Annotated in this window: 24 protein-coding genes; 12 read left to right on the top strand and 12 right to left on the bottom strand. The window is 73.4% G+C overall.

Going from position 1 to position 20407, the window contains the following annotated elements; translation table 11 throughout:
- The first annotated feature begins 116 nt into the window (after window positions 1-116).
- From ABD230_RS14730 to ABD230_RS14715, 4 genes are all read left to right on the top strand, one after another.
- Window positions 117-686 carry a TetR/AcrR family transcriptional regulator gene (locus tag ABD230_RS14730; RefSeq protein WP_344375989.1) on the top strand — a complete coding sequence of 190 codons (570 nt, stop codon included), beginning with the start codon at window positions 117-119 and terminating at the stop codon, window positions 684-686.
- 70 nt (window positions 687-756) lie between these two features.
- A complete protein-coding gene (locus ABD230_RS14725; protein ID WP_344375986.1) occupies window positions 757-3108 on the top strand; it encodes a hypothetical protein in 2352 nt (783 codons plus the stop codon).
- Window positions 3109-3211: 103 nt separating this feature from the next.
- Complete coding sequence (locus tag ABD230_RS14720) at window positions 3212-3700, top strand: GNAT family N-acetyltransferase (RefSeq protein WP_344375984.1); 489 nt, start codon at window positions 3212-3214, stop codon at window positions 3698-3700.
- 120 nt (window positions 3701-3820) lie between these two features.
- Window positions 3821-4612 carry a bestrophin-like domain gene (locus ABD230_RS14715; RefSeq protein ID WP_344375981.1) on the top strand — a complete coding sequence of 264 codons (792 nt, stop codon included), beginning with the start codon at window positions 3821-3823 and terminating at the stop codon, window positions 4610-4612.
- Between the two features lie 27 nt (window positions 4613-4639).
- Here ABD230_RS14715 and ABD230_RS14710 read toward each other — a convergent pair whose 3' ends face one another.
- Entirely contained in the window at window positions 4640-5524 is an 885-nt protein-coding gene (locus ABD230_RS14710) for a LysR family transcriptional regulator (protein ID WP_344375979.1), read from the bottom strand.
- A gap of 102 nt (window positions 5525-5626) precedes the next feature.
- Between ABD230_RS14710 and ABD230_RS14705 the strand changes: the two genes are divergently transcribed.
- The gene (locus ABD230_RS14705) at window positions 5627-6562 is read left to right on the top strand and encodes an aldo/keto reductase (RefSeq protein ID WP_344375976.1); all 936 of its coding nucleotides are present in this window, start codon (window positions 5627-5629) and stop codon (window positions 6560-6562) included.
- On the opposite strand, the gene ABD230_RS14700 is transcribed toward ABD230_RS14705, so the two are convergent.
- Window positions 6547-7314, bottom strand: a complete 768-nt coding sequence (locus tag ABD230_RS14700) for a DUF2306 domain-containing protein (protein ID WP_344375974.1) — start codon at window positions 7312-7314, stop codon at window positions 6547-6549. The genes ABD230_RS14705 and ABD230_RS14700 overlap by 16 nt on opposite strands.
- 159 nt (window positions 7315-7473) lie before the next feature.
- Here ABD230_RS14700 and ABD230_RS14695 point away from each other — a divergent pair, with 159 nt between their 5' ends.
- Window positions 7474-7644 (top strand): hypothetical protein, encoded by a 171-nt coding sequence (locus ABD230_RS14695; RefSeq protein WP_344375972.1) that lies wholly within the window; start codon window positions 7474-7476, stop codon window positions 7642-7644.
- A 12-nt stretch (window positions 7645-7656) separates the two neighbouring features.
- On the opposite strand, the gene ABD230_RS14690 is transcribed toward ABD230_RS14695, so the two are convergent.
- On the bottom strand, window positions 7657-8628 hold the full coding sequence (locus tag ABD230_RS14690) for a Dyp-type peroxidase (protein WP_344375969.1): 972 nt from the start codon (window positions 8626-8628) through the stop codon (window positions 7657-7659).
- 89 nt (window positions 8629-8717) lie between these two features.
- A complete protein-coding gene (gene sigJ, locus ABD230_RS14685) occupies window positions 8718-9653 on the bottom strand; it encodes an RNA polymerase sigma factor SigJ (protein ID WP_344375966.1) in 936 nt (311 codons plus the stop codon).
- A gap of 131 nt (window positions 9654-9784) precedes the next feature.
- Here sigJ and ABD230_RS14680 point away from each other — a divergent pair, with 131 nt between their 5' ends.
- On the top strand, window positions 9785-10246 hold the full coding sequence (locus ABD230_RS14680) for a hypothetical protein (RefSeq protein WP_344375964.1): 462 nt from the start codon (window positions 9785-9787) through the stop codon (window positions 10244-10246).
- Window positions 10243-11013 carry an SDR family oxidoreductase gene (locus ABD230_RS14675; RefSeq protein ID WP_344375962.1) on the top strand — a complete coding sequence of 257 codons (771 nt, stop codon included), beginning with the start codon at window positions 10243-10245 and terminating at the stop codon, window positions 11011-11013. Before ABD230_RS14680 ends, ABD230_RS14675 begins: the two co-directional genes overlap by 4 nt.
- 39 nt (window positions 11014-11052) lie before the next feature.
- Here the strand turns inward: ABD230_RS14675 and ABD230_RS14670 are convergent, their stop codons facing one another.
- The 8 genes from ABD230_RS14670 to ABD230_RS14635 all read right to left on the bottom strand — a co-directional run bounded on the left by ABD230_RS14670 (window position 11053) and on the right by ABD230_RS14635 (window position 16584).
- Complete coding sequence (locus tag ABD230_RS14670) at window positions 11053-12006, bottom strand: NAD(P)/FAD-dependent oxidoreductase (RefSeq protein WP_344375959.1); 954 nt, start codon at window positions 12004-12006, stop codon at window positions 11053-11055.
- A 6-nt stretch (window positions 12007-12012) separates the two neighbouring features.
- Complete coding sequence (locus tag ABD230_RS14665) at window positions 12013-12795, bottom strand: VOC family protein (protein WP_344375957.1); 783 nt, start codon at window positions 12793-12795, stop codon at window positions 12013-12015.
- A 107-nt stretch (window positions 12796-12902) separates the two neighbouring features.
- A complete protein-coding gene (locus ABD230_RS14660; protein WP_344375954.1) occupies window positions 12903-13823 on the bottom strand; it encodes a 3-methyladenine DNA glycosylase in 921 nt (306 codons plus the stop codon).
- A gap of 43 nt (window positions 13824-13866) precedes the next feature.
- Window positions 13867-14184 carry a hypothetical protein gene (locus ABD230_RS14655; protein WP_344375952.1) on the bottom strand — a complete coding sequence of 106 codons (318 nt, stop codon included), beginning with the start codon at window positions 14182-14184 and terminating at the stop codon, window positions 13867-13869.
- A 54-nt stretch (window positions 14185-14238) separates the two neighbouring features.
- Window positions 14239-14379 carry a hypothetical protein gene (locus ABD230_RS14650; protein WP_344375949.1) on the bottom strand — a complete coding sequence of 47 codons (141 nt, stop codon included), beginning with the start codon at window positions 14377-14379 and terminating at the stop codon, window positions 14239-14241.
- Window positions 14376-14813 carry a GNAT family N-acetyltransferase gene (locus tag ABD230_RS14645; protein WP_344375947.1) on the bottom strand — a complete coding sequence of 146 codons (438 nt, stop codon included), beginning with the start codon at window positions 14811-14813 and terminating at the stop codon, window positions 14376-14378. The genes ABD230_RS14650 and ABD230_RS14645 overlap by 4 nt, the downstream gene beginning before the upstream one ends.
- 139 nt (window positions 14814-14952) lie before the next feature.
- The gene (locus tag ABD230_RS14640) at window positions 14953-15975 is read right to left on the bottom strand and encodes a 1-aminocyclopropane-1-carboxylate deaminase (protein WP_344375945.1); all 1023 of its coding nucleotides are present in this window, start codon (window positions 15973-15975) and stop codon (window positions 14953-14955) included.
- A 129-nt stretch (window positions 15976-16104) separates the two neighbouring features.
- Window positions 16105-16584, bottom strand: a complete 480-nt coding sequence (locus ABD230_RS14635; RefSeq protein ID WP_344375942.1) for a DUF3806 domain-containing protein — start codon at window positions 16582-16584, stop codon at window positions 16105-16107.
- 179 nt (window positions 16585-16763) lie between these two features.
- Between ABD230_RS14635 and ABD230_RS14630 the strand changes: the two genes are divergently transcribed.
- The 4 genes from ABD230_RS14630 (at window position 16764) to ABD230_RS14615 (ending at window position 20163) form a co-directional block, all read left to right on the top strand.
- On the top strand, window positions 16764-17702 hold the full coding sequence (locus ABD230_RS14630; RefSeq protein ID WP_344375940.1) for a dioxygenase family protein: 939 nt from the start codon (window positions 16764-16766) through the stop codon (window positions 17700-17702).
- Window positions 17703-17814: 112 nt separating this feature from the next.
- Window positions 17815-18102, top strand: a complete 288-nt coding sequence (locus ABD230_RS14625; protein ID WP_344375938.1) for a hypothetical protein — start codon at window positions 17815-17817, stop codon at window positions 18100-18102.
- A gap of 91 nt (window positions 18103-18193) precedes the next feature.
- On the top strand, window positions 18194-19738 hold the full coding sequence (locus tag ABD230_RS14620) for an ATP-dependent DNA ligase (protein WP_344375935.1): 1545 nt from the start codon (window positions 18194-18196) through the stop codon (window positions 19736-19738).
- Window positions 19735-20163, top strand: a complete 429-nt coding sequence (locus ABD230_RS14615; protein ID WP_344375934.1) for a VOC family protein — start codon at window positions 19735-19737, stop codon at window positions 20161-20163. Before ABD230_RS14620 ends, ABD230_RS14615 begins: the two co-directional genes overlap by 4 nt.
- Window positions 20164-20407 lie beyond the last annotated feature (244 nt).

Here is a 20407-nt window from a genome sequence, read left to right as displayed (position 1 = left end):
GCGAACGCCTTTCGTCCAGGCGAAGGGAATATACTGGAGGGAGTCTCCGATCGGAGGCCGCCTCCGCTTACATTAGCGGAGGTAGCCTCCACTTCGCAAACCCGAGGTGTACTCCCATGACCGACCAGGCGCTCAGCGCGCTGCTCGACGCCCGCCGACCGACCCGCGCCGACGCGCGACGCAACTTCGACGCACTCGTCGTCGCCGGCAAGGAGGCGTTCGCCGAGCACGGGGTCGACGCCTCGCTCGAGGACATCGCGCGCCGCGCCGGTGTGGGCATCGGCACGCTCTACCGCAACTTCCCGACGCGCGACGCCCTCGTCGAGGCCGTCTACCTGGACGAGGTCGCGGCCGTCGCATCCTTCGGCGACGAACTCGAGGCGCGCGAGCCGTTCGAGGCGCTCGCGGCATGGCTGCGTCGGTTCGCCGACTACGCCAGCCGCAAGAAGGTGCTGCTCGACGGGCTCAACCGCGACTCCGAACTCCTGCAGACCTGCCGCACGCTGATGTACCGGTCCGGCGAGCCGCTGCTCGAGCGCGCCCAGGCGGCCGGCGCCGTGCGCTCCGACGTCGCCATCGACGACGCCATCCGCCTGGTCGCGGGCGTCGCGGGCGTCGCGTTCCCGAGCGAGGAGCAGCGCGAGCGCGTCGTCGACCTGGCGCTCGACGGCCTGCGCGCCCGGTAGCGCGAATCAGTGCGCGTACTGTCCCCGCAGACCTGAGGGTCACTAGACTCGCGCCAGGCAGGCGCGGATCATGCGGGGGACGAGCACACCGGCACGGAAGGTCCGAGCACCGGGGGCGGCGCTCGCGATCGGCGCTGCGCTGGCGCTCACGGGATGCACCGCCAGTCTCGGCGAGACGCCGTCGCTGAGTGCGTGGACCGCGGCGATCGGCGCACGCTGGGACACGTTCGTCGCGGGCGTGCTCGCACCGCTCGGCGACGCGCTGCTGGCGGTGCTGGTCGCGTGGCTCGTGCTCGCGGTCGGCGCGCGCCTGGTCGCGCTGCTTCCCGGCGTACGCGACCTCAAGGCCACGCGGCGCACCGGCGCCGTCCTGCGCGTCGTCGGCTGGACGCTCGTCGTGCTCGTGCCGGTCGCGATCATCGTGGCGACCGCCTACGCCGACGACGGCGTCGTGGCCTGGCTGGTCGTCACGCTGCCGCTGGCGCTCATCACGGTCGGCGTCCTGGGGCCCGGCCTCGCGACCAGGTCGCGCCTGGACGCCAAGGTGATCGGGCCCGACGGCTCGACGAACACCGCGTGGTCGATCGACGCGCTCATGCAGGTCCGCAACGCGAACCTCGACGACCCCCGCGAACGCGTCGAGCGGCCGAGCTCGCCGGACCTCGGCGAGTTCATCGCGATCGCCGACCGGAGCGGCAGCGGCGTGGCATCCGCGATCGCCTGGCTCTTCCAGGTGCTCTTCAACTCCGCCCCCTGGCTGCTGCAGGTCACGATCCTCGACTCGGGGTCGGCCATCGCCACGCTCCGGCGCAACGGGCACCCCCTCGACGAGGTCGAGCTGCAGCTCGAGTGGGACTCGATCGAGGTCGACCAGCACCGCAAGCTGCTCGCGCTCGCCGCCGGCTTCACGGCGATGACGATGGCCGAGCGCTATCCCGACGTCCGCGGGTTCTACCGTGCGACGAGCTGGAAGTCCGTCGGGTTCCTCGGCCTCGCGCGGATGACGCGGGGCGACGAGCGCCGCCACTACCTCAGCCGCGCGATCGAGGAGGACCCGACCAGCATCCTCGCCGAGTACGACCGCATCTTCGACCGCTACCGGGCCATCGAGGACCGTGCGTCGCTCGAGGCGTTCCTCGACCGGCTCGAGCCCATCGTCAACCAGGCGGCGTGGCTGTGCGCCGAACCCGCGGTCTTCCCCGACGCCACCGGGAAGGTGTGGCACGACTACGTCCGCGTCGCGGCCGAGCTCGGGCCGGCGCGGCTCGATCCGGCCGACCTGCGTCCGGGCGTCCGTCCGATCCAGGCCCGCCTCGACGAGCGGCGCAAGTCGCGTCCGCCGGCACCGGAGCCACGGGCGATGCTCCTGCGGACGCTCACGCTCTACATGATGGCGGCGCGGAACTGGGCGGCGTACGCCGACCTCGACGGATCCGTCGGCGACGATCCCGATGCCCCGCTCGGCGCGGCCGGCGCCGGCGGTGGATCGCGCCGCGAGCGGATCCGCGTCGCCCTCGACCGCTTCATCGACCTGCTCGAACAGGAGAGTGCCACGCCGCGCCGCGATCCGGGCCGGGTCCGGTCGCGCATGCGGTCTCGCGCCGCGCTCTGCTACATGATCTTCAATCCGGAGGTCGCGGAGGACTGGGGCGAGGAGGACGGCACGCGCCGGGCCGGGACCGCCGGGACCTCGCGCGAGGCGGCGGCGGCACGACGATGGCTCCGCGAGGCGGGGTCGTCGCTCGAGATCGAGATCCGCTACTCGTACGCGTGCTTCACGGCGCGCCGGGCGCGCGCGATCGAGGCGCAGGCGGAGCGGCACGCCCTCATCGAGGAGGCGATCCGCGGGGTCAAGTACGCCCGGCACGTCGACTACTACCAGCGCGAGGCGACCCGCGACCCGGAGCTCATGCTCCTCGGCCACGAACCGCAGATGCGCGCACTCGTGCTCCCGCCGATCAGCTCGTCGTGGCAGATCGCGCGGTTCGGCGCACTGCGTCCTCGACTGGAGCGCCACGGCATCCTCGACCCGTCGCGCATCGAGCTCGATCCCGCCCCCGAGGCGCTGCGCGAGGAGCTCGGCCTCGCGCACGACGAGTTCGCGCTGCTCGTCGACCAGGCCCGGATCCTGCGGGCCGGGCTCGCCACCGAGGAGGGCGGGCTCACGCCCGACGAGCGGCTGCGGGCCGTGCGGCACCTGATCGACGCCGCGGCCTACTCCGTTCCGGCGCTGACCGGCACCTTCGCGGAGGAGTTCGACCTGCTCGCGCGGTCGGTGGCGAGCGCGGTGCACTGGGTGCCGACGCCCGACGAACTCGAGGACGTCGCGCGATTCCTGGTGGGGCTCCTCGCGCGCCTCGACGCGGAGACCCAGGAGCCCGAGCCGCCGGCGCCGGAGCCGTCGATCCGCCTCGTGAGCTGACGCGCCTGCGACCCGTCCGGACGGTCGATGCGGGTGCGTCGCCGCACGGATCCGGATCGACCGTCGTCACGAGGGCGAAACACGTGCGGGGGAGAATGGGCCGGTGAGCTCCACCCCGGCCCCCGCCCTCGGCATCCGCCTCGCCGACCTCGCGGACCCCCGCGTCATCCGCCTGCTCGAGGACCACCTCGCCGACATGTACGCGACCTCGCCCGCCGAGAGCGTGCACGCACTCGACGTCTCGGGGCTCTCGGTGCCCGAGGTCTTGTTCTGGACGATCGGAGAGGGCGAGGCGCTCCTCGGCTGCGTGGCCCTCAAGGAGCTCGACCCCGAGCACGGCGAGCTCAAGTCGATGCGCACGGATGCCGCCGCCCGCGGCCGCGGCCTCGGCGCACGCCTGCTCGAGCACGTCCTCGGCGAGGCCGGCCGCCGCGGCTACCGCCGCATCAGCCTCGAGACCGGATCGGAGGAGTTCTTCCTCCCGGCTCGGCGCCTGTACGCGAGGTACGGGTTCGCGGAGTGCCCGCCCTTCGCCGACTACGCGCTCGACCCGAACAGCGTCTTCATGACCCTCGAGCTGCCGGTCGCGTAGCGGCGGAAGACGCGGCACCCGGCGCGTTGCCGCGTCGACCGCCGCGACGTTCGTAGGCTGGGCGCGTCGGTCCGCGATCCGCCCGACCGGGCGCGTCGCACGATGCGCGGGGGAGGCGGCGTGAGCTGGTTCTACGACACGCCCGTCTGGATCACGATGCCCCTGTTCGTGGGCGGCTTCGTGGTCGCGTCGTGCCTGGTCGTGTGGGCGATGAAGCCGGTCGTGCGACGACTCGTCCGCGACCGCGACGAATGGGACCGCACGCTCGCGCACGTGATCGGCACGTTCGGCCTCTTCTTCGGCATCCTGCTGGCGCTGGTCACGGTGTCGGTCTACGAGAACTACGCCGCGACCCGCGCGGTCACCGTGACCGAGGCGGGCGAGGTCGGGGCGCTCGTCCGGGCCTCCACCGCGCTGCCCGACGAGATCGGCAGCCCGATCCGCGACGAGCTGCAGGCCTACCTGATCACCGTGATCGAGGGGGACTTCGTCGAGCAGCGCGAGGGCGTGCTGCCCGACGGCAGCCGGGCGCAGGTCGACGCCATCGAGGAGATCCTGCATGGCGTCGAGGCGGTGACGGGCTCGGAGCAGGCCGAGTACAAGCAGGCCCTCGAGGCGTTCGAGGCGTTCTTCGACGCGCGTCGCGATCGCATCGACGCGACGGCCCTCGCGCTTCCGTCGCTGATCTGGGTCGTCATCTGGGTGGGCGCCGCGGTGAACGCGATCCTCATCGCGTTCATCAGCGTCCGGAGCCTCCGCCTGCACCTGCTGCTGGCGGGCCTGCTCGCCGTGTTCATCGGCCTCGTCATCTTCACGACCGCCGACATGGATCGCCCGTACGCCGGGAACGTCTCGGTGAACGCCGGCGCCTACGAACGGCTGTACGAGCAGGTGTTCGGGCCGCGGGGGTGACCGGCGGGCTCGGGCGCACCGGCGGGTTCAGGCGCTGAGCGCGAGGTCCGCGTCGAGCAGCTCGAGGACGAGCGACGCGGATGCCGCGGACGCGTCGCCAGCGACCAGCGACACGACCCACTGCGGCGCGGAGGCGGGCAGCGGGCGCACGACGAGGCCCGCCGCCTGCGGCTTCGCCGCGATGTGCTGCGGCACGAGTGCGACGCCGAGGTCGCGATGCACGAGGTCGAGCAGGGTGTGCACGTCGTTGACGGTGCAGCGGACGCGGCGCGCCACGCCGCGCTCGGCGCAGGCGGCGTCGTTCACGGCCCGCACCGCCCACGACTCCTGGAAGTCGACGAAGTCGAGGTCGCGCAGGTCCGTCCAGTCGACCGGCGACGCGCCGGCGAGCGGATGGCCGGGCGGCAGCAGGAGCACGAGCGGCCGGCGTCCGAGCTCGGTCCGCGACATCCGCGCGGGCACGTCGGTGCCGGCGACGAACGCCAGGTCGACGTCCCCGTCGCGCACGCGAGCGACGAGGTCGCGCGATCCCGCCTGCGTGAAGTCGAGGTCGACGAACGGGTGCCGGCGACGGATGCGCTCGAGGAGCGTGCCGACGTCGACGAATCCGAGACACTGCTCGGCGCCGATGCGGAGGCTGCCGGTGAGCTCGTGCGCGGCGCGCAGCACGGCATCGCGCGCCGCGCCCGCCTGCGCGAGCATCGTGCGGGCGTGGGGGAGGAGCGCGCGGCCGGCGTCGGTCGGCTCCACTCGCCGCGTCGTCCGGTCGAACAGCGGCGTGCCGAGCTCGTCCTCGAGGCTGCGGATCGCGGCCGAGAGCCCGGACTGCGAGACTCCGCAGACCGCGGCGGCACGCGTGAACTGCTGCTCGTCGGCGAGCGTGACGAGGTATTCCATCTGCCGGAGATCCATCTATGCAGTCTACTTCTGAATTCCATGATCAGAAGTTGTTGGACTTCTGAATCGGGACTGCCTATCGTGAATCCGCACCCACCACGACAGGAGTCGAATTCGATGAAGACCATCCAGCTGGGCGGCGGAGACCTCGCCGCCCCGAACGTCGTCCTCGGCATGATGCGCATCGAGCAGATGGGCGACGACGCCGTGCGCGAGCTCGTCCGCACCGCCCGCGATGCCGGGATCGACTTCGTCGACCACGCCGACATCTACGGCGACGAGCTGCACGCCTGCGAGCGCCGGTTCGCCGAAGCGATGCAGCTCACCCCGTCGCAGCGCGACGAGTTCACCATCCAGACCAAGGCCGGCATCGTGAAGGACGGCCCGTACTTCGACTTCTCGTACGAGCACCTCATCGAGGCGGTCGACGGATCGCTGCGGGCGCTCGACACCGACCGCATCGACGTCCTCCTGCTCCACCGGCCCGACGCCCTCGTCGAGCCCGACGAGGTCGCCCGCGCGTTCGACGAGCTCGAGGCCTCCGGCAAGGTCCTCCGCTTCGGCGTCTCGAACCACACCCCGGCGCAGATCGACCTGTTGAAGCGATCGGTCACCCAGCCCATCGTCGCGAACCAGTTGCAGCTCTCGATCACGCACTCGCCGATCGTGGCGCAGGGCCTCGCGGCCAACATGCAGGGCGTCGAGCAGTCACTCAACCTCGACGGCGGCGGCATCGTCGACTACTGCCGCCTCCACGACATCACGATCCAGGCGTGGTCGCCCTTCCAGGCCGGTTTCTTCACGGGGGTATTCCTCGGCTCGCCCGAGTACCCCGAGCTGAACGCCGTGATCGACCGCCTCGCGGCGGCCTACGACGTGCCCCCGATCGCGATCGCGACGGCCTGGATCACGCGGCACCCGGCCGACATGCAGGTCGTCCTCGGCACGACGACGCCCGAGCGCGTCGCCGGTGCCGCGCAGGGCTCCGACGTGCCGCTGACGCGCGCCGAGTGGTACGAGCTCGTCCGCGCCGCGGGCTACCGCGTGCCCTGAGCGAGCCGGTACGACGGCAGCCCGCGCCGCCGGATCAGCCACTCCGCGACGAGCAGGTTCGGCAGCCAGCAGAGGAACGGCACCGCCGCGTACGCGTTCGCGAAGGCGGCATCCGCGTCGAAGCCGGCCGGGCCTGCGAACGGCACCTGCGCGAACATGAGCAGCGGCAGCCACAGCCGCAGCGTCACGGCGGCGTAGGTCAGGGCGAAGGCCCGCATCATCCAGGCGCGGTGCGCCGGGACGTCGCCGTGGCGGATGGCGCGGTAGCCGCGCCACGCGGTGAGCAGCCACAGTGCGGCCAGGGCGCCGAAGCCGAACGTGCCCACCAGGCCGGCTGCGCTCACCGGCGCCAGCACGAGGCCGGCGACGCCGGCGAGCCCGATCGCGATGAGCGAGACGCGACCGATCCAGCGATGCACGCGCGGCGCCCGGTCGCGCAGGCCGCGCCAGAACTGGAGCGGCCCGGTCACGAGGGCCAGACCGCCCGCGACGACGTGGACGTAGAACGCGACGAGCACCGCGGTCGGCTGCGCGGCGTAGTGCTCGGCGAGCCCGCCTCCGCCCGACGCCGCGAGCACCGGCAGCGATGACGTCAGGTACGGCACGACCGCGAACGCCGCGATGCCGACCGATGAGAGCAGCACCCAGGTCCAGCCGACGCGCGCGCCGATCCGGCGGGGCGGACGCGCGGGCGTGGGCCGACGCTCAGGAGTCGGCGCGGCGGCGGGGCGGGTGGTCTCCGTGGTGGTCATGCGGCGACGGTATCGACGGCCGCCGGCGGCGGGCATCCGGTGAACCCCCGGATCGGCCGACGGGCTGCCCGCCCGGGGCGTGGAGTGGCATCATGGCACGCGTGCGGACCCGTGTCCGCGGCCGTCGGCCGCCCGGTCCGCCGCGCGGAGGGGTGAGCGATGGACGACCTCACGGGAACGGCCACCGAACGGATGTCGCAGCTGCGGGCCACGGCGGTCGACCAGAAGGATGCCTCGTGGCTCGAGCGCCAGCTCGTGTCGGCGCTGCAGGGCTGGCAGGACACGGAGGACGCGCTCGCGAAGCTCCGGGAGACCCGCGAGGACTTCTGAGCCGAGGCGGGCTCACCCGCCCGGGCGCGGCTCCTCGTCGGCGAGCGCCTGCAGCACGGGATTCGACGGCACGAAGAACGTGGTGCCCGTCACCGCCGTCGAGACGTCGAGGATGCGGTCGTGGTACCCGGGCGGTTGGCCGACGAACATGCGATGCAGCATCCGCTCGATCACCCAGAGGCGCCGGGAGTAGCCGATGAAGTAGGTGCCGAACTCGCCGATCCCGACGCGGCCGAAGGGCATGTTGTCGCGCAGGATCGCGAGCTCCTCGCCGTCGTCGCCCGTGATCGTGGCGAGCGTCTTGTGGGCGAGCTGCGGACCCTCGGCGTCGTCGAGCTCGACGTCGTCGGCCTTGCGTCGCCCGATGACGGCCTCCTGCTGCTCGGTCGTGAGCGCGTTCCACGCGGCGAGGTCGTGCAGGTACTTCTGGACGACGACGTAGCTGCCGCCCGCGAAGTCCGCGTCCTCGTCGCCGATGAGCGAGGCCGACGGGAGCTCCGCCCCGATCGGGTTCGCCGTGCCGTCGACGAATCCGAGCAGGTCGCGGGCGTCGAAGTAGCGGAAGCCGTAGGTCTCGTCGGCCACGGTCACGGCCTCGCCGAGTGCGTCCAGCAGCAGTCGCTCGAACTCGAAGCAGAGGTCCTGCCGCTCGGCCCGGACGTGGAAGAGCAGGTCGCCCGGGGTCGAGGGGGCGGTGTGCACGTCGCCGGAGATCGGGGCGAACACGTGCAGTTCGGTCGGCCGGCGACCGGGAGCGAGGCGATCCCAGAGTGTGCGGCCGATCCCGACCACGCACGACAGCCGGCCGCCGAGGTCGCGGAAGCCGACCGTCTTCACGAGGTCGTCGATGCCCGACACGACCTCCCGCACCGTCGCGAGCGCCGCCGGGTCGTCGCCGACCTCGACGACGAGGAACACGGCGTACGTCGAGAGCGGTGCGTCCACCTGCTGCGCGTCGATCGGCACGCGGTCGCCCTGCGCCATCCCCACCTCCTGGTCCGCGGCGGCCCTCCGAACGGACCGCACCCGGTCATCATGCTCCGGCGGCACTCCGAATGCACGCGGGAGCGACCTCATCCGGTCGGATTCCAGAGGCGCAGCTTCGCCGGGTTCCGCATGATCCAGATGCTCGCGATCCGGTCGCCGCGCACGTCGGCGACGAGCACGGTGTCGATCGCACCGTCCTCGCCGAACGCGAGCGTGAGCCCGTCGGCGGTCTCGCCGACCGAGAGCTGCAGCGCCGGGCCGCGCTTCTCCTTCAGCCCGAGCACGAACCTGGCGACGTGGTCGGCGCCGAGCACCGGCCGCCGCGCCGACGAGGCGACGCCGCCGCCGTCGGAGACGAGGCGCACCTCCGGATCCAGCACGGCGAGGAGGCCGTCGAGGTCGCCGGTGCCGGCGGCGGCCATGAACGCGCGCACGACCTCGTCGTGGCGCTCGCGGGTCGCGGTGCCCGATCGCCGCTCGCGGACGTGTCGCCTGGCCGACGAGGCGAGCTGGCGGCACGCCTCGGGCGAGCGGCCGACGACCTCCCCGATCTCGGCATAGGGCACCGCGAACACGTCGTGGAGCACGAACGCGACCCGCTCGGCGGGCGTCAGCGACTCGAGCACGATGAGCAGTGCCGTGCTCACCGACTCGTCGAGCGTGACCCGGTCGAGTGGGTCCGTCGAGGGCGGTGCGGCGAACATCCCGGCTCCGCCGGGGAGCGGCTCCGGCAGCCACTCGCCGACGTACGCCTCACGCCGGGCCCGCGCCGAGCCGAGCTGGTCGAGGCAGACGCGACCGACGACGCGCGTGAGCCACGCGGCGGGGTTCTCGATCGCCTCCCGCTCTGCAGGCGCGAGGCGCACCCAGCGCGCGTAGGTCTCCTGCACCGCGTCCTCGGCATCGGCCACGGTGCCGAGCATCCGGTACGCGAGGCTCATGAGCAGCCCGCGCTCCGCATCCAGCGAGGCCGGGTCGAAGCCCGCCTCGGGAGCCGGGGCGTCGTCGCCGTCGGTCGTCATGGCTCCACCTTCCCACCGGATGCCGCATCCGGTCCCGTTCCTCCGACGACGCAGGGACTCCGGATGTGAGGTCGACACGCCCGACGGATGCCGCGACCTCACGTTCCCGCACGCTGCGTCGTCGGAACAGCGTGAACACGACATGGAGACGCAGCATCCTCTGGGCGCTCAACGCGCTCGGGGCCTTCGTCGGAGCCTGGGCGCTCCTCGCACCCCGGAGCTTCGCCGACGGCTTCCCGTTCCCCGCGCTGTTCGAAGCGTGGGTGGGCGTCGACGGGCCCTACAACGAACACCTCATCCGCGACGTCGGCGCGCTCTACCTCGCGCTCGTGGCGGCCGGCGTCGTCGCCGCGCTCATGCGACGAGCCGACGCATCGGTCGCGGTCGGGGTCGCGTGGGTCGTCTTCTCGATCCCGCACCTCGCCTACCACCTCGGGCACCTCGACGGCCTGCCGCCGCTCGACGCCGTCGCCCAGCCCATCGCCCTCGCGAGCTCGCTCGTGCTCGCCGCGCCGCTCTGCCTGCCACCGCGGCGGCACGATCGCGCGGCATCCGAACCCCGACCCGTCACCATGGAGGAGGCACCCCGATGAAGATCGCGATCGCCGGAGGAACCGGCACGGTCGGACGACACGCCGTCGACGTCGCGCGCGAGCGCGGCCACGACGTGGTCGTGCTGACCCGCTCGAACGGCGTCGACCTGATGACCGGCGAAGGCCTCGTCGACGCCCTGGCGGGCGTGGACGTCGTCGTCGACACCGCGAACCTGACGTCCACCTCGGCGAAGGCCGCCACCGAGTTCTTCACGACGGTGACCCGGCGGCTCCTCGACGCCGAGGCGGCGGCGGGCATCGGGCATCACGTCGCGCTCTCGATCGTCGGCATCGACCGCGCGCCGTACGGCTACTACGCCGCGAAGCTCGCCCAGGAGCGCGTCGTGGAATCCGGCACGGTGCCCTGGACGATCCTGCGCGCCATGCAGTTCCACGAGTTCGCCGGGCAGATGCTCCACGGTCTCACCGTCGCCGGCATCCACCTCGCCCCGAAGGTGCGCACCCAGCCCGTCGCGGCGCGCGAGGTCGGGGAGCACCTCGTCGCGCTCGCCGAGGGCGGCCCCGCCGGCCACGCGCCCGACCTCGCGGGCCCGAAGGAGGAGCGACTCGACGACATGATCCGCCGACTCGCCGCGGCGACCGGCGTGCGCGGACCGGTGATCCCGGTCGCGCTGCCGATGCGGCAATTCGCGGCGATGCGTCGCGGCGACACGCTCCCCGGACCCGGCGCGACGATCGCCCGCCAGACGTTCGACGAGTGGCTCCGCGAGCAGGCCGCCGCGCCGGAGGCCGCGACGACAGGGTGAAGGGCGTGGGGCGACGCCGGGCGCGTGCGGGCGGACGGCTCAGCCGCGCCGCTCCACCGCCCGGCGGATGTCCTCCTCGACGAGGTCGGCGTTCATCGCCGTTCCCGCGAGGTTGCCGGTGGCCATCGCCCACGGCACCGAGGAGCGGGGTCCGATGACGTTGCCCGCGGCGTAGAGTCCGCGCACGCTCGTGCGACCGTCGTCGTCGACGATCACCTGCTGCGCCCCGCCCTGCCGCATGAAGCGCGCGCCGAGCTCGCGCAGCACGCCGTCGTTCGCGACCGCGCGGGGCGCGACGAAGACCACGTCGGCGCCGAGTTCCGTCCCGTCGTCGAGCCGGACCGCGCGCAGCCGGCCGTCGCCGTCCTCGAGCACCTCGGCCACCGGGCGCTCCTCGATGGCGATGCCGCGGGCCTCGAGGCCCTCGCGCGTCGCAGGCGGCAGTGCCGCTCCGCCGGTGAAGAACGTCACGTCGTCCGACAGTTCGCGCAGCAGCTGGGCCTGATGGGCGTTCGCCGCACCCGACGCGATCACCGCGATCCGCTCGTCGCGCACCTCCCAGCCGTCGCAGTACGGGCACAGGACCACGCCCCGGCCCCACTGGCCGGCGAGGCCCGGGATGTCGGGGAGCTCGTCGACGAGGCCGGTCGCGACGAGCACGCGCCGCGCCGCGTGACGGGCACCCGACTCGAGCTCGAGCTCGAACGAGAGGCCGTCGGCGCCCGCGGACTCGGCGTCGAGTGGGACGGCGCCCGCGACCTCGCCGGACTCGACGACGACGTCGTAGCGGGTCAGCTCGGCGCGACCCGCGGCGAGCAGGTCGAGCGGCGACGTGTGGTCGCGCCCCAGGACCCCGTGCATGTGCGCCGCGGTGCGGCTGCGCGGACGGCCGGCGTCGACCACGAGCACGCGCCGCCGGGAGCGGCCGAGCATGAGCGCCGCGCTCAGTCCGGCGCTGCCGCCGCCGACGATGATGACGTCCCAGGCCTGCACGCGCGCCTACTCCGCCGGCTCGGTCGCGGACGACGCGACGACGAAGTACGCGCCGCTCGGGTCGGTGAGCCCGGCCCGCCGGCCGTCCGGCACGTCCCACGGCGGCACCACGAGGGAGCCCCCGGCGCTGACGGCGCGGGCGACGGCCGCCTCGACGTCGTCGACCTCGAATCCGACGTGCCAGCTCGGCGGCAGCTCGTCGCCGAGCAGCCCGGCCGCGTCGAGGATCCTCGCGAACGTGCGGCCCGCGTGCCGGTACACGGCGTAGCGCGGTTCGCCCTCGCCGTGCTCGACCTCCCAGTGGAACGCGTGCGCGTAGAAGCGCTCGGCGGCGTCGAAGTCGCTCGCGGCGAGCTCGAAGCGCGTCGCCGAACCCGGCTCGTCGTACACGTCGAAGCCGGGCAGCCCACCGGGCTGCCAGTAGCCGACGACGGCGCCGGTCGCGTCGATCGCGAGGCCCATGACACCCAGGTCGGGGATGTCCATCGGCTCGAAGAGGACCGTGCCGCCGGCCTCGGCGATGCGCTCGCTCGTGGCGGCCGCGTTCCAGGTCAGCAGGTAGACCGTCCAGTGCGACGGCGACGGGTCGTCGTCCTGGCGCGGTCCGGCGCCCGCGACGCGCTGCCCGTCGAGCAGGAAGGTCGTGTAGCCCCCGTACCGCTCGTCCTCGCTGCGATCGGCCGTCCAGCCGAAGACCTCGGTGTAGAAGGCGACCGCCCCGTCGAGGTCGGTCGTGGTCAGGTCGACCCACGCCGGCGCGCCGGCGACGAGGTCATCGGATCCTGGCATGCGGGCCTCCTGTCGGGGCGTCGAGCGGCGCCCACCGCCGGAAGCGGTGCGCGCCTCCGGATGCTAACACCGCCGGCCGACCGACCGACAGCGGGCGGTGCGTGGCGTCATCGAGTGGACCGGGCGGGTGCGACGTCCGTCCCGTCGCCGGGCCACGCGTCGAGGATCCGGGCACGGAGCGCGTTCGCGCGCCCGGCGAACCCGCGCTGCCGGCGAACGTACTCGGCCTTGCCGTCGGGCGTCTCGATGCGGACGGGCTCGCCGCCCCACGTCGCCATGTCGTACGGCGACGCCTGCATGTCGAGCCGGCGGATGTCGCGGGCGAGCTCGAACGCGTCGAGGAGCAGCTCGCCGGGAACGAGCGGGCCGAGCTTGACGGCCCACTTGTAGACGTCCATGTTCGCGTGCAGGCAGCCGGGCTGCTCCACGTCGGGCTGGTCCTGCCGGGTGGGGGAGAACCGGTTGCGCGGCACCGCGTCGGGCGTGAAGAAGCGGAACGCGTCGACGTGCGTGCAGCGGATGTCGTTCGCCTCGACGACCTCGTCGGTCGCCGCCTGCCCGAGGCGGAGCGGCACCGGATGCCGGTGCTCGCGCTGCCGGTAGACCATCGCCCACTCGTGGAGGCCGAAGCAGCCGAACTGCGCGGGCCGTGCGGCGGTGAGCCGCAGCATCCGCTCGACCGCCCGCAGCATCGGACCCTTCTCGGCCAGCATGCCGTCGGCGTCGACGACCAGCCCGCGCGGCGTTGCGCCGGCGACGTACCAGCGCCAGCCCGCTCGCGCGTCATCCGCGGCATCCGCGAGCTCGACGCCGACGCCGGGGTGCCAGCGGCGGAGCAGCGACGGCGAGTACGAGTAGTACGTGAACAGGAAGTCCTCGATCGGATGCCGCTCCCCGCGCGACCGGCGGTCGCGGTGGCCCTCGGTCAGGGCGTCGGCCCGCTCGGCATGCGCCCGTTCGCGTTCGCGCCAGTCGACCGCGTCGAGCACGCGGGCGGGCGCGGCGACGGGTGCGGTGGACGAGGACACCCGTCGAGGATAGGCGGCCCCCCTGAGCGTGCGGCGAGCCCGGTCAGGGCGTGAGCTCGTCGACGAACGCGAAGGCGTCGCCCGCGATGGCGGACCACTCGTCGTCGCGCGCGAACGGCACGACCGCCCACTCGCGCATCGGACGCCCGCGCATCACCATCGGGTCGAGCTCGAGCTCGGCGATCCGCGGTTCGGGCAGCTTCACGACGAGGTCGCCGCCGCGCTCGACGAACGCGAACAGCTTGCCCCGGACGGAGTACCCCTCCGAGCCGAACATGCGCCCGACGGAGACGTCGGGCCGGGAGATGAGGTCGGCGGCCGCCTCGGCGAGGCGCTCGCGCCCGCGCGCACGTGCATCCATGCGCCGACGCTAGCGCCGGCCGCCGACATCCGTGGGCCCGCCGACCTCGCCGGATCAGGCGTGGTCGTCGTGGTGACCCTCGTGCAGATGGGCCGAGGCCGCGTCGAAGTGGACGCCGCAGCGACGGCAGTACTCGGCCTTCAGCTGCTCGTAGCGGTCGTGCGAGACGTGGTGCGCGTCCTCGTGTCCGGTCATGTCGCCCCCTCGACGGCGTTGCCTCCGCGGATCATCCACTGCTCGGGTCGCGCGAGCGGCTCGAACCCGAATCGTTCGTACAGGGTATGCGCATCGCCCGTGGCGAGCACGATCCGCTTCAGTCCCAGCGGCTCGAGCTGCCCGACGACGAAGCCGACCAGGCCTGCGCCGACGCCGCGCCCGCGCGCCTCCGGCGCGACGATCACGTCGCACAGCCAGGCGAACGTGACGCCGTCGGTGATGACGCGCGCGTAGCCGAGCTGCTCGCCCGACACCGCGTCGTACGCGCCGTAGTTCCATGACGCGTCGATGGCGGCGTCCTGGACCGCGCGCGGCCGGCCCAGCGCCCAGTAGGCGTGCTCCGAGATCCACTCGTGCACGCGCGCCCGATCGAGGTCGCGCGCGTCGCTCGAGTACCGGATGCCGTCTGCCATCCGCCCATCCTCCCGCACCCGTCGGCGGCGGCGCCGCGAGGTGACGCGAACCGCTCGCCGGCGACGCGGTGGGCGTCGATTCGTGTCACGTCGCGAGGGCGAGGGCGAGGGCGGGCGAGGGCCGGGGCGGGGGCGCGGGTCAGTGGTAGCGGCCCGAGTAGGCGTTGATCGCGGGCTGGCCGCCGAGGTGGGCGTAGAGCACGTTCGAGTCCTTCGGGATGTCGCCCGAGGAGACGAGTTCGATGAGGCCGGCCATCGACTTGCCCTCGTAGACGGGGTCGAGGATGACGCCCTCGAGGCTGCCCGTCAGGCGCATCGCCTCGTCGGTCGACTCGACCGGGATGCCGTAGTACTCGCCCGCCCAACCCTCGAGCACGGTGATCTCGTCGTCGCGCAGGTCGCGGCCGAGGCCGATCGTCGAGGCGGTGCTCCGCGCGATGCGCGCGACCTGGTCGCGGGTCTCGTCGACCTTCGCCGAGGCGTCGATGCCGATCACCCGGCGTGGCCGGCCGCCGAAGTTCTGCTCGAGGTCGGCGAAGCCGGCGATCATGCCCGCGTGCGTCGACCCGGTGACCGAGCAGACGACGATCGTGTCGAAGACGACGCCGAGCGACTCCTCCTGCGCCGTCACCTCGTGCGCCCAGTTGGCGAAGCCGAGGCCGCCGAGCGGGTGGTCGGACGCGCCGGCGGGGATCGCGTACGGCGTGCCTCCGGCGGCCTCGACATCCTCGATCGCCTGCTTCCACGAGTCGCGGAAGCCGATGCTGAAGCCTGCGGGGGAGAGGCGGACGTCGGCGCCCATGAGGCGCGACAGCAGGATGTTGCCGACCCGGTCGTTGACCGAGTCGGGCCAGTCGACCCAGTGCTCCTGCACGAGCACGGCCTTCATGCCGAGGTGCGCGGCGACCGCGGCCACCTGCCGCGTGTGGTTCGACTGCACGCCGCCGATGGAGACGAGCGTGTCGGCGCCCTTCGCGAGCGCGTCAGGCACGAGGTACTCGAGCTTGCGGGTCTTGTTGCCGCCGAAGGCGAGGCCCGAGTTCACGTCCTCGCGCTTCATCCAGACGCGTGCACCGCCGAGGTGCGCGCTCAGGCGGTCGACGGGGTGGATCGGGCTCGGCCCGAACGTCAGCTGGTGGCGGGGGAAGTCGGCGAGGGCCATGGTGCTCCTTGTTCGCTGATGTGGGAGGGGTCCTCGACGTCGAGGTGGTGCACGCCGCCGGGCGGCATGCAATATATTGCAGCGGATGCCGCGGCATCCGTCAAGCGACGGCCGCCGCGACCGCTCAGGTCAGTGGTGCCGGCCTTCGCCGTGGGCGAGACGACGCGCCTGCGTCAGCCGCTCGGCGGCCTCGACGAGGAACGTGCCCGACGGCTCCTCGGCGCGCCACTGCTCGGCGACGATGCCGATCGGGTGCACGAGGACCTGCCCGCGCGCTTGGTACAGCGCGAGCTCCACGCCGGTGGCGTGCTCGGCGAGGCGCCACGAGAGGCCCGTGCGGCGTGCGACGTACTCGCCGAAGGCGGTGCCCAGCGCGTTCAGCATGATGTTCGGATCGTCGCGCTCGGGCGGGTTGATGCGGCGCCACCCGGCCGACCAGCGCTCGTAGAGCACGGCCATCTGCTCGACGTCCTCCGGATCCGCGCCGGCATCCGCCACCAGTGCGACGTGCGCGTCGATCCACTCCCGTTCCGGCTCGCCGATCTCGACCAGCCGCGGCATCGGCGGGGCGTCGTCGACCGGAGCCGTCCGGCGGGAGAAGAGGGGCACCCGACGATTCTCCCCCCTGCCGGCGACCTGGACGAACCGGGGCGGAGGAGGTCCTCCGTCCGGTGGGGGTCATCCGCCCGGCACAGGTCATCGCCGACGCATCGGAACCTCATGGCGCGCGCACAGGCGCCCGCGCCAGCGTGGTCGCCAGCATCCCGCGACGAGACGAGGAGACCGCGATGGTGGACGACGCGAGCCGGACGACCGGCCCCGACCGGGTCGAGCCGCGACCCATCGACCCGCGATGGGTCGACGAGCAGGGCGAGCCCATCGACGAGGACCACCGCGGGCTCACCTACGACATCCGCACGCTCATCGACCGGCGTCGCGCGCTCGGCATCTTCGGCGGCGTCGGGCTCACGTCGTTGCTCGCCGCGTGCGGCGTGAGCGAGGCGACCGACGGGGCCGGCGCGTCCTCGGGGTCGGCCGCGAGCGCCTCGCCGTCCGCGACCGCCGACGCCTCGCCGAGCGCGACCGCCGCGGCATCCGGTCCGGTCGACGAGGTGCCCGACGAGACCGCGGGCCCGTACCCGGGCGACGGCTCCAACGGCGTCAACGTGCTCGACGACTCGGGCATCGTGCGCAGCGACATCCGCTCGGCGTTCGGCTCGTCGTCCGCGGTGGCCGAGGGCGTGCCGCTCACCATCCGCCTGACGGTCCGGGATGCGGCGACCGGAAGCGCCGTCGTCGGCGCCGGCGTGTACCTCTGGCACTGCGATCGGGAGGGGAGGTACTCCCTCTACAGCCCCGGGCTCGAGGACGTGAACTACCTCCGCGGCGTCCAGGCGACCGACGACTCGGGGACCGTGAGCTTCACGTCGATCTTCCCCGCGTGCTACGCGGGCCGCTGGCCGCACATCCACTTCGAGGTGTACGCGGATGTCGCCAACGCCGTCGCCTCCGGCCCGATCGTGAAGACGTCGCAGATCGCCCTGCCCGCCGAGGTCGACACGGCCGTGTACGCGACGAGCGGGTACGAGCAGAGCGTGCAGAACCTCGCCCGGGTGAGCCTGGCGAGCGACAACGTGTTCGGCGACGACGGCGGCATCCACCAGATCGCATCGATGTCGGGCTCGGCCTCCTCGGGCTACACCGCGGCACTCACGATCGGGGTCTGACCGGCGGCGGCTGGCGGCCCGCGGGCCGGACGGCCCGGCGGCAATCCGATTCCGCTTGCGCTGCGAACCCCCCATGGCGGCCGACCCGACCGCCGTGATCAGGAGGTTCATCATGCGTACTCGCTCACTCGCCGCCGCCGCGGCCGCCCTCGGCGTCACGGCCACCCTCGCCCTCGCCACGCCCGCCGTCGCCGCGGAGCAGGCGGCCGGCAGCAACTGCTGGGGCGTCGTCTCGGCGCAGGCCGCACGGTCCGATGGCGGACTCGGCGCCCACTCCAGCTCGTTCGACGAGCCGCGCCTCGGCATCGGGAACGTCGCGCGCCTGTTCGGCGTCGACGGTCCGGGAGGCCTCGGTTCGCTGCTCGCCACGCTCGACGGCAACGACGCCACGCACTGCTGACGCGAGCCCTCCGCTGCGCGGGTGCGTGGCGGACGCGTCGTGGGCTCCGCACCGCCCGCCGCATGTCGGCGGGCGGTGCGACCATGGTCGCGTGCTGCTCGACGAGCTCGTGGCGACGGTCGGGCGGGTCGCCTCCACGCGGTCGCGGCTCGCGAAGGTCGACGCGCTCGCCGAGCTGCTCTCCGCGCTCGCCCCGGCGGAGATCGTGCCCGCGGTCGGCTACCTCACCGCGAAGCCGCGCCAGGGCCGCGTCGGCGTGGGCTGGCGCACGCTGCAGGGCGGCATGGGCGATCCCGCGGAGGCGCCGACGCTCACCGTCCTCGACGTCGACGACGCGCTCGGCCGGCTCGCCGCCGCGGCCGGATCGGGCTCGGCCGCGGAGCGCACGTCGGTGCTCCGCGACCTCGGGTCCCGGGCGACCGACCGCGAGCAGGACTTCATCGCCCGCGTGATCCTCGGCGAGCTGCGGTCGGGTGCACTCGAGGGCGTGCTGGCCGACGCGATCGCGCGGGCGGCCGACCGCCCGGGCGACATCGTGCGCCGGGCCGCGATGCTCTCGGGCGACCTCGGCGAGACGGCGCGCATCGCGCTGACCGGAGCCCCGGGCGACCTCGAGGCGGTCGGCCTGCTCGTGGGGCGGCCGGTGCTGCCGATGCTCGCCGGCACCGCGCCGAGCGCGACGGCCGCGATCGGGCAGGTCGGCGAGGCATCCGTGGAGTTCAAGCTCGACGGCGCACGGATCCAGGTGCACCGATCCGGCGACGAGGTGCGCGTGTTCACGCGCAACCTCGCCGACATCACGCACCGCGTGCCCGAGGTGGTCGAGGTCGTCCGCGGGTTCCCCGCGCGCGAGCTCATCCTCGACGGCGAGACGCTCGCGCTCGACGAGGGCGGGGCGCCCCGACCCTTCCAGGAGACGATGTCGCGCTTCGGCGCCGAGGCCGCCCGCGAGGTCGTGCTGCATCCGTGGTTCTTCGACGTGCTGCACGTCGACGGCCGCGACCTCATCGACGAGCCGCTCGCGGCCCGACTCGCCGAGCTCGAACGCGTCGCGGGCGTGCATCGCATCCCCGGCCGGGTCACCGCCGACGCCGAGGTCGCCGAGCGCGTCGCCCGCGACGCACTCTCGGCGGGCCACGAGGGCATCGTGGTGAAGGGCGTCGAGGCGCCGTACGCCGCCGGCCGCCGGGGCGCGAGCTGGATCAAGGTCAAGCCCGTGCTCACGTTCGACCTCGTCGTTCTCGCGGCGGAGTGGGGGTCCGGTCGCAGGACCGGCTGGCTGTCGAACCTGCACCTCGGTGCGCGCGACCCGCAGGGCGAGTTCGGCGAGCCGGGCGGCTTCGTCATGGTCGGCAAGACGTTCAAGGGCCTGACCGACGACCTCCTGCGATTCCAGACGGAGCGGTTCCCCGAGATCGAGACCCGTCGCACCGCGCACGCGGTCTTCGTCGAGCCGATCACCGTGGTCGAGATCGCGATCGACGGCGTGCAGCGCTCCAGCCGGTACCCGGGCGGCATCGCACTGCGCTTCGCGCGGGTCAAGGGCTACCGCGACGACAAGGGGCCGGGCGAGGCCGATACCATCCAGTCGCTGCGCGCGCTGCTGCGCGGCGCCGACGAAGGGGGAGCGACATGACGGATGCCGCGGACACGACCGGGCACGGCCGAGGGCGGGTGCGGCAGCTCCGGCTCGTCGTCGAGGCGGCGGACTTCGAGGCCGCGCTGACCTTCTACCGCGACGTGCTCGGCATGCCCGAGCAGGAGTCGTACAGCGGCGACGACGGGGCCGAGGTGCGCATCCTCGACGCCGGCCGCGCCACGCTCGAACTGTCGAACCCCGCGCAGGTGCGGTTCATCGACCGGGTCGAGACCGACGGCGGCCGCAGCGATCGCATCCGGGTCGCGCTCGAGGTCGACGACACCGCGGCCGTCGCCGGCGAGCTGGTGGACGCGGGGGCGGAACTCGAGGCGTCGGCCCGCGAGACGCCGTGGCGGTCGGTCAACGCGCGACTGCGCGGGCCGGCGGGGCTGCAGCTGACGCTGTTCCAAGAACTCGACTGACGGCGCAGACGTCGCCGTCCCGGCTCGCGCCTGCCGGCTCGCGCCTGCCGGCTCGCGCCTCCCGACTCGCGCCTGCCGGCTCGCGCCGGCCGGCTGCCCGCCCGCGGGCGCACGCCTCGCCGATCGGGGCGCCCGATTCCGTGAGGTGATCCGTCATCCGCATCCTTCATCCGAATTCGCAGGACGAGACGGCGTTCACCGCTCCCTCGGGCCCCATGTCGCCGCTCATCCTGCGAATTCGGCC

Origin of the sequence: Agromyces tropicus (genome assembly GCF_039531345.1) — a bacterium.
GTDB classification, from domain to species: domain Bacteria; phylum Actinomycetota; class Actinomycetes; order Actinomycetales; family Microbacteriaceae; genus Agromyces; species Agromyces tropicus.
Note: the sequence above shows the minus strand (reverse complement) of the source record. Positions and strands in the feature narration are given on the sequence as shown.

Coding starts and splice junctions, on each gene's coding strand:
- ABD230_RS14615 (WP_344375934.1), top strand. CDS start 19,735: ATGACGGATGCCGCGGACACGACCGGGCACGGCCGAGGGCGGGTGCGG.
- ABD230_RS14695 (WP_344375972.1), top strand. CDS start 7,474: ATGGACGACCTCACGGGAACGGCCACCGAACGGATGTCGCAGCTGCGG.
- ABD230_RS14730 (WP_344375989.1), top strand. CDS start 117: ATGACCGACCAGGCGCTCAGCGCGCTGCTCGACGCCCGCCGACCGACC.
- ABD230_RS14665 (WP_344375957.1), bottom strand. CDS start 12,795: ATGCCAGGATCCGATGACCTCGTCGCCGGCGCGCCGGCGTGGGTCGAC.
- ABD230_RS14705 (WP_344375976.1), top strand. CDS start 5,627: ATGAAGACCATCCAGCTGGGCGGCGGAGACCTCGCCGCCCCGAACGTC.
- ABD230_RS14690 (WP_344375969.1), bottom strand. CDS start 8,628: ATGGCGCAGGGCGACCGCGTGCCGATCGACGCGCAGCAGGTGGACGCA.
- ABD230_RS14655 (WP_344375952.1), bottom strand. CDS start 14,184: ATGGATGCACGTGCGCGCGGGCGCGAGCGCCTCGCCGAGGCGGCCGCC.
- sigJ (WP_344375966.1), bottom strand. CDS start 9,653: ATGACGACCGACGGCGACGACGCCCCGGCTCCCGAGGCGGGCTTCGAC.
- ABD230_RS14640 (WP_344375945.1), bottom strand. CDS start 15,975: ATGGCCCTCGCCGACTTCCCCCGCCACCAGCTGACGTTCGGGCCGAGC.
- ABD230_RS14675 (WP_344375962.1), top strand. CDS start 10,243: ATGAAGATCGCGATCGCCGGAGGAACCGGCACGGTCGGACGACACGCC.
- ABD230_RS14625 (WP_344375938.1), top strand. CDS start 17,815: ATGCGTACTCGCTCACTCGCCGCCGCCGCGGCCGCCCTCGGCGTCACG.
- ABD230_RS14710 (WP_344375979.1), bottom strand. CDS start 5,524: ATGGATCTCCGGCAGATGGAATACCTCGTCACGCTCGCCGACGAGCAG.
- ABD230_RS14650 (WP_344375949.1), bottom strand. CDS start 14,379: ATGACCGGACACGAGGACGCGCACCACGTCTCGCACGACCGCTACGAG.
- ABD230_RS14645 (WP_344375947.1), bottom strand. CDS start 14,813: ATGGCAGACGGCATCCGGTACTCGAGCGACGCGCGCGACCTCGATCGG.
- ABD230_RS14700 (WP_344375974.1), bottom strand. CDS start 7,314: ATGACCACCACGGAGACCACCCGCCCCGCCGCCGCGCCGACTCCTGAG.
- ABD230_RS14725 (WP_344375986.1), top strand. CDS start 757: ATGCGGGGGACGAGCACACCGGCACGGAAGGTCCGAGCACCGGGGGCG.
- ABD230_RS14630 (WP_344375940.1), top strand. CDS start 16,764: ATGGTGGACGACGCGAGCCGGACGACCGGCCCCGACCGGGTCGAGCCG.